General features: G+C 53.9%; 8 protein-coding genes. 7 read left to right on the top strand and 1 reads right to left on the bottom strand.

The window, feature by feature from the left end; all coding sequences use genetic code 11:
* Positions 1–375: DUF3693 domain-containing protein (locus C2134_RS10960; RefSeq protein WP_103319982.1), on the bottom strand; the 375-nt coding region annotated here is incomplete at its 3' end.
* A gap of 315 nt (positions 376–690) precedes the next feature.
* Here C2134_RS10960 and C2134_RS10955 point away from each other — a divergent pair.
* The 7 genes from C2134_RS10955 (at position 691) to C2134_RS21555 (ending at position 6,175) form a co-directional block, all read left to right on the top strand.
* Positions 691–993 (top strand): hypothetical protein, encoded by a 303-nt coding sequence (locus tag C2134_RS10955; protein ID WP_103319980.1) that lies wholly within the window; start codon positions 691–693, stop codon positions 991–993.
* A complete protein-coding gene (locus tag C2134_RS10950; RefSeq protein WP_103319978.1) occupies positions 990–2,345 on the top strand; it encodes a phage/plasmid replication domain-containing protein in 1,356 nt (451 codons plus the stop codon). The genes C2134_RS10955 and C2134_RS10950 overlap by 4 nt, the downstream gene beginning before the upstream one ends.
* Positions 2,346–2,602: 257 nt before the next feature.
* The gene (locus C2134_RS10945; RefSeq protein WP_103319976.1) at positions 2,603–2,824 is read left to right on the top strand and encodes a major capsid protein; all 222 of its coding nucleotides are present in this window, start codon (positions 2,603–2,605) and stop codon (positions 2,822–2,824) included.
* A gap of 95 nt (positions 2,825–2,919) precedes the next feature.
* Positions 2,920–4,314 (top strand): virulence factor TspB C-terminal domain-related protein, encoded by a 1,395-nt coding sequence (locus C2134_RS21210; RefSeq protein ID WP_146042137.1) that lies wholly within the window; start codon positions 2,920–2,922, stop codon positions 4,312–4,314.
* Entirely contained in the window at positions 4,314–4,628 is a 315-nt protein-coding gene (locus C2134_RS10935; RefSeq protein ID WP_103319972.1) for a DUF2523 family protein, read from the top strand. The genes C2134_RS21210 and C2134_RS10935 overlap by 1 nt, the downstream gene beginning before the upstream one ends.
* Complete coding sequence (locus C2134_RS10930; protein ID WP_103319970.1) at positions 4,625–5,788, top strand: zonular occludens toxin domain-containing protein; 1,164 nt, start codon at positions 4,625–4,627, stop codon at positions 5,786–5,788. Before C2134_RS10935 ends, C2134_RS10930 begins: the two co-directional genes overlap by 4 nt.
* A gap of 210 nt (positions 5,789–5,998) precedes the next feature.
* Positions 5,999–6,175, top strand: coding sequence for a hypothetical protein (locus C2134_RS21555; protein ID WP_158248748.1), 177 nt, complete (start codon positions 5,999–6,001; stop codon positions 6,173–6,175).
* Positions 6,176–6,541: the final 366 nt, after the last annotated feature.

Below are 6,541 nucleotides of genomic sequence, written 5' to 3'. Positions count from 1 at the left end.
ACTTGTCATATTCTGACTGTCTACATATTGTGTTTTCATAACCGCAGCATCACTACGGGGGCTGATTACCATCATCGCTCCGGCCATCACCCCCGCCAGTCCCAGAGCGCCCATTTTTTTTAGCAAGTTCTCCCAAACGTCCTTACGGGCTTGATTTTTCTCGCGTTCCAGCTGCGCCGCCGCGATGATTTTCATGCCGTCAATTCCCAGCACGTCGGCCACCATGATGCAAGCGTAGTCGTCCATGATCTTCTTGCCGGATAGGTACTGGCTTAATCCCGGACCCGTCACGCCCAGCTTTTCAGCCTTCTTGTTCTGGCTCATGTCTCCCAGCTTTTCTAGAGCTTCCATCAGGTAATCCACGCTGAGTTTCAATTTTTTCTCCGTTGCGTTAACTCGGGTTATTGATCTAGCATGACACAACCGTTAACCCGAGTTATCGGTTTTTCGTTAATCAATTTTAGCAGGGGAGGTGGCCATGTACCGTGCGGTTTCTCCGTCAACAGTGATTCCTCAGCCGCTTCGCTCCAGCCTCTGGCGTTGCCTTGCTTTCCGCTTCTCGGTTCACACCCGTCGCCCCGGCCGTCCTCGCACCCTGCGCTTTTTCAAATTCATGTCCAGCAAACAGCTTACTTTGAGGTTCTGATCATGGCCGAAACTGCCGCTCCATCTTCCCAGCGCCAAGCGCTTATGCAGTCGCTGCTGTCTGGCAACTGCGCCATCATCTCGGGCCGCATCCGCTCCGCCGAAAAGCGCGGCGAATATGTTTACTCCATCGTCGCGCTGCCTGCGCCCAACCAGTTCACCTCTCCCGGCCTCGTGGAAGTCCGTTCTCCCAAGCGCATAGGCGACAAAGAGCAAGACATCCGCATCCTCGTAAAGTGCGGCGGCTACTTCGGCAACCCGTACCGCTACACCGACAAGGACACCGGCGAGCAAGTCAGCCGCCGCGCCTTCAATAACTCTTACACCTTCATCGAGGCCATCGAGTGAAATTTGTTGACTTCATCCGCATCAAGCAAACGTGGTGCGGGGTGCTCAACCCTGAAACCGGCGAAGTCGAGCCGGTGCTGCCCATTGTGGATTCGGGTGTAGTCGGCAAGTGGGGCCGTGACATGGAAACCGGCGAAATCAACGAAACCCCGGAGTGGGGCACGCATAGCGCGCTGCACATTCGGGGCTCGTTTGACTCAATGGTGCGAATCCGTTGTGACGGCTTCACAGTCTCGCTCGAAGGCAACGTGGGCCGCTTGGATCGTCCCGACAACCTTTTTAACTACGATTTCGAAACTACCATCATCAAGTGCAATGAATTGCTCGCTCGTTTCCGTTTGCCCCCTTTCTGCGCTGGCGAAAGAGTGCGAAACGAAAACCAGTCTGCCTATGATCGCAAGATTGGCCTGAGTCCCATGATGTGGACCGGCGCCAAGGTCTGCGAGCTTCACATGACTGAAAACTACGCCACCGGCTCCCCTGAGAATGCCCAAGCCTACATGGCGTGGATATCCACTCAATCCATGAGCAACATCAAGCGTACCCGCAGCAGCCCCGAATCATGCGTATGGGGCAGTGAAGGGGGCCGTAAAAAATTCACCGCCTACATCAAATACCTCGAAATGATCGCTCGTGGCCATTGCCATGGCCGTTCCAAGTCACAGATCAAACTTGACCCCGTTTACCAATTCGCCAAAGAGCACGGAATCGTTCGTCACGAATTGAAAGCTAAGCGCCAGCTATTACGCGATTCAGGTCTCTACTACCTTGGAGATATCACCATGTCCGCCCTTGTTCAGCTCTTCGATGATCACGTCAGCCCGCTAGTGAATCGCGTTCGTGAAGACGTAACCTGCCTCGAAATTGACGCCTTGCCGCGCAAGCTTCGCCTGACTGCTGCCTGCTACCTTCGCGGCGAAGATGTCAGCCGCCACATGTCGCAAGCTACTTTGTACCGCCATGCTAAAGAGCTTCGCGGCTATGGCATAGACCTTTTCGAGCCGCTGGCCAAGTTCGACAAGGTTAATCACGTTATCAAGGTTCTGGAAGTCTCCCCGGTTTCTGCGCCGGATTGGTACTGGCAGCATCAGCATGATGCCTTCGTAGCTGACGAACGCGTCCAGCTGGAGCGCGCGCATCGCAAGCTCGCCCAGGCGGCAAACGAGGAGGGCGGTTACGTGGCCGCCGTTGCCAACTCCGACATTGCGCCGGATCGCCTGGACGACATGCAAGCCGCTTTGGATCGCTACCAGATACCAGACCGCTCCCGCTTCAAGCCCTCAACTCCCATAGAACGCCGTGGCGGTTATCTCTCGCCCGACGATACATGGCCATTGCCTGCGGGGGTTTAAATGCCGCTCTGCCTCGTTCCTGATGCTTCTGGCGCGCTGGCGGTATCGCCCGCTGCGCCGCAGTCCTGCCGGGGATTTCTGGCATTGACGCCTGCTGAATATGCGAATGCGACAACGTCGGTTTTTCCGCCGTTGTCAATCGAGCAAGGACTCGCAATATCCGTTGCCATCGGTTCATTGTGGGCGCTTGCGTTTATGTACCGGACCATTAATTGGTCTATCACTTCTCAATCTGGTGATTCCTGAAAGGATCAATCATGAAACTGATGAACATTTCCAAGAAGTATCTGGTTGGCGGCGCTGCGGTTGCTTTGTCTGTTCCCGCATTTGCTGATGCTGCTCCGACCGGCAATATCGATGTCACCAGCGTCACTACTGTGATCGCGCAAGGCGCTGCTGCCATTGCCGCTATTGGCATCGCTATTCTGGCCATTTACGCGCTGGCCAAGTCGTTCAAGCTGGTGCAAAAGGCGTTTTAACGCCCACGGGAGGCGCTATGCGGCGCGAGCGTCGAGCGACGCTAAGCGCCTTCACGGGGGCGATAACGCCCCCTTTTTTCATCTTGGAGTGAAAAATGTCATGGAAGGCTATTGGGTCATTATTGGTTTTATTGGCGCTTTCTGGATTCTCTTTCGCTAATTCAACACCTACGCTGCGTCGATCATCCAATGGCGATCCTGTTTCTTTTTCAACATTGATTGATGAATGCCAGCAGGTTTATACAAGTCAATCGTGCTCTGTTCTTGGTCCTTTCTATTCGGATCGTGATGACGTATATAACTATTTATTTTGCGCGAATGGCCGTAAGGATATGTGTCCTCGTTCTGCTTTTCTGCCATCAAATAATAAATCTTCTGCTTGTCCATCCGGTACGCGATTGGCTGCTGATCTTCTTTCCTGTGTTGCAGACACTCCCAATCCTCCTGATCCACCAACGCCACCTATTCAATGCCCGCCATCTGACGTTATGGCTATCACGTGTTCTTCTCTCTCTGGCAAGCATCAGCAATCCGGCATGATTTCCCCTCGATATGGTCCTGGTTGTGATTCATCAGGTGGTAATTCACAGATGCAGCAATGTGGTGCGGGTTGCGCCATGAAAGATGTAACTGTTGTTTTGCCTACGGGAGCTTATCAGGATCACGTTTATTCAGGTGGCTATTGCAAGATGGATGGTACGCCTCCGAAAGATGGCTATCAAAATCAGCCTCCGCCGAATAAGGTTTGCGAGAAAAACCAAACGTATGGCGAAATTAACGGCACGCCGACATGCGTTGACAATGTCGCGCCTGGCACGGGCGATCCGCAAAACCCCAAGCCCGATGAATGCCCGTCCGATTCCGTCGCTTTGATTTCCCCCACGACTGGCAAGCCTATGGGCTGTGTTCCATCTCAAGACCCTGCCAAAGATTGCCCCGCTGACTCCGTCAAGCTCACGGTTTCCGGCATTACCGTTTGCGTCAGTAATAAAGGTGACAAGCCTACACAACCCAATCCGCCCGGCCAGCCCTCTGGCGGTGGTGGCGGCTCAACGGGTGGCAAACCCGGCTCTAACTGCAAGCCCGGTGACAAAAATTGTACTGGTGATGGCAAGGGCGATGGCACAGGGAACGGCACTGGCAATGGCAAGGGCGATTCCAGCAGTCCAGATGGCGAGAAGTGCGAATATACCGGTTTGCTTGCATTTATGTGCAAGGGCGGTCCTGATCCGTTTTCAAAGGATACCAGCGGTTTAAGCAATGACTCTGGCGGCGATATTTCCAACGCGCTTGATACAAAGGATTTTGTTTTCGGCGCTGCCTCTTGCCCGCCTGATGTTCAGGTCAATTACCATTTGGGCGATTATTCAGGCACTTTAAATCTCACGTATGCCCCATTTTGCAAATTAGCGGAATATATCAAGCCAGTTGTTTTAGCCCTTGCATTTTTGCTTTCCACCTTCATTATTTTTGCTGGGAGAAATAAATAATGCCAGTTATTGCCGCTATTGCATGGGGCATTGTTGCCTTGTTATTGGAAACCATCGTTTCCAGAGTCATTACCGCTATCGGTTTCGGGATGATTTCATACTCTGGCGTAAGCGCATTTCTTGGCGGCATCAAGAGCAGTATTGCCGCCAATGGCTCCAGCGTATCCAGTGCGGTTGCTTCCATCTTGGCCATGACAGGTTTTGGCACGGCCATATCAATCTTGTTCTCTGCGATAACCATACGCGCCACGCTGGATGGCATGGACAAGGCGGGTAATTTGGTTCGCAGCAAGTGGAAAGGATTTAAGGGATGATTACGCTTATTACAGCCCCGCCCGGTTCTGGCAAAACGCTATACACGCTTAAATCTCTGCATCAGCTTGCGACCACTGAAAATAGACAAGTCTATTATCACAACATCCCGCTTACCGATAAGGGCAAGGAGGTATTGGGCTGGATTGAATTGCAAGACCCAACTAAATGGTATGAATTGCCTCCTCTTGCGATCATTGTGATGGACGAATTCCAAAAGGTATTCGTTAAACGCCCCAATGGCTCGCCGGTCCCGAAGCATGTATCCGAATTCGAAACCCACCGCCATAAGGGCTTGGATATTTTCCTGATTACGCAAGGCACCAAGCTGTTTGACCCTCACATCAAAGACCTGATAGGCCGTCACATCCATGTTATTCGTGTATTTGGTGCTCAAGCAGCTAAGATTTTGCGGTGGGATGGTTTCCAATCAGACCCAAATTCCCGTCGATCTAAAGATGAATGCCTTGATCGTCAGACATTCATTTATCCGAAAGAGGTTTACAGCTGGTACAAGTCTGCTGAGGCGCACACTCATAAGTTCAAGCTGCCAAAACGCATCTGGATGATGCTGGCTATGTTTATCGCCGCTTCGGCCGCGCTTTATTTCTCAGTTCACTTCATCGGAGGCATGACCAAGACCAATCCGGCCAATTCGTCTGCAGGCATGGTGCCTGGTCAATTTTCTGCGTCAGCAGCAGGGCAGGGCGGCCAGACTACTCAGGCCAAGGCCGCGCCCCTTACCGCTGCCGAATACGCCGCCCAGCGTGTCCCGCGCATACAGGGCTCGCCGGAAAGTGAGCCGCGTTACGACGCTATCGCCACGCCCAAGACCTTTCCGCGCGTCGCCGCCTGCCTTTCCAACGCTTCACGCTGCCAGTGCTACACCCAGCAGGGAACGCCCGTCGATATGCCCGCTGACATGTGCCGCGAAAGGGTCGCCAAGTCACAATTTGACCCGTACATCGAAGAACGCCGCGAGCGTGAGGATCTCCGCGAAGTCTCGCGCGATCCTGCCCAGCAGCCGGCTAACGGGCCAATCACTCTTGCCATGGGAAACAAAGAACCACGAGAAAACCGCTTTGACGCCTTGCGCCCGGATGCCAAGCGCAAGCCGTCTACCTACGATGATGGCGCGGCAACTCGCGCCCGTTTGAACTGAAAGGGGATGTCAATGAATCAATCTCAACTCACCACGCTAATCACCAATTTGTTTGCTGGTTCATTCGCATGGGGTTTGGTCACTGCGGTTTTTTGCGCTCTTTTGTGGAGCTCGCTTACAGACCTTTGGACCGTTTTTGTCACGCCTCACTATCTGCGCTTCTTTCGCAAGCTGCGCCGTCTTCACAGAGCCAAACGGGAGGCATCCTAAATGAATCAGCCATCGATCACTGTTCCCCAAGCCATCGCACACTTGAAGTCCAGCGGCTTCAAGGCCAACGGCATGCAGGTGCTGGCCTACATTGCGTCGTTCAATGCGGCCATGGAATTCTATAAACAGCAGGTTTCCGAGACCCAGCCGGAGCAGGGCGCTTCTTCAGGAGAATAGATCCTCACGCTTTCTTGCAGACATTCCATTCCCTTGCGCCTTCGTCCACTTCACACAAGCCCCCCGGGAGGGCCGCTAGGGACCCGCCCCGGACGGTTTGTGTCCGGGGAAGGGGTAGCGGGGCTAGGCTCGCGCAGCGGGCCGTAGCAGGGCGCTGCACAGGTGTTTGCACCGCGCAGCGCCCATCTTTTGCTCTTTTCTTCCACCCCCGAGCCTTTCCGCCTTTCTAACCTTTCGTTGAGGGCAGGGCGCGCCTTGCAACGGTCGCTTGTCGTAAACGTGTAAGCCGCGCCGTGTGACTGTGCCGGCGTGACTCACCTGGTACTCGTCACGCCTGGACGGTCACAGTGACTGAGCTGCTGCCGT

This window comes from Chromobacterium sinusclupearum (assembly GCF_002902845.1).
Taxonomy (GTDB): domain Bacteria; phylum Pseudomonadota; class Gammaproteobacteria; order Burkholderiales; family Chromobacteriaceae; genus Chromobacterium; species Chromobacterium sinusclupearum.
The sequence above is the reverse complement of the archived record's forward strand: the minus strand, read 5'-3'. Positions and strand labels throughout refer to the sequence as shown.

Excerpts from the sequence above, each read along its gene's own strand:
- C2134_RS10945 (WP_103319976.1), top strand. The coding sequence starts at position 2,603 with ATGAAACTGATGAACATTTCCAAGAAGTATCTGGTTGGCGGCGCTGCG.
- C2134_RS21210 (WP_146042137.1), top strand. The coding sequence starts at position 2,920 with ATGTCATGGAAGGCTATTGGGTCATTATTGGTTTTATTGGCGCTTTCT.
- C2134_RS21555 (WP_158248748.1), top strand. The coding sequence starts at position 5,999 with ATGAATCAGCCATCGATCACTGTTCCCCAAGCCATCGCACACTTGAAG.
- C2134_RS10935 (WP_103319972.1), top strand. The coding sequence starts at position 4,314 with ATGCCAGTTATTGCCGCTATTGCATGGGGCATTGTTGCCTTGTTATTG.
- C2134_RS10955 (WP_103319980.1), top strand. The coding sequence starts at position 691 with ATGCAGTCGCTGCTGTCTGGCAACTGCGCCATCATCTCGGGCCGCATC.
- C2134_RS10930 (WP_103319970.1), top strand. The coding sequence starts at position 4,625 with ATGATTACGCTTATTACAGCCCCGCCCGGTTCTGGCAAAACGCTATAC.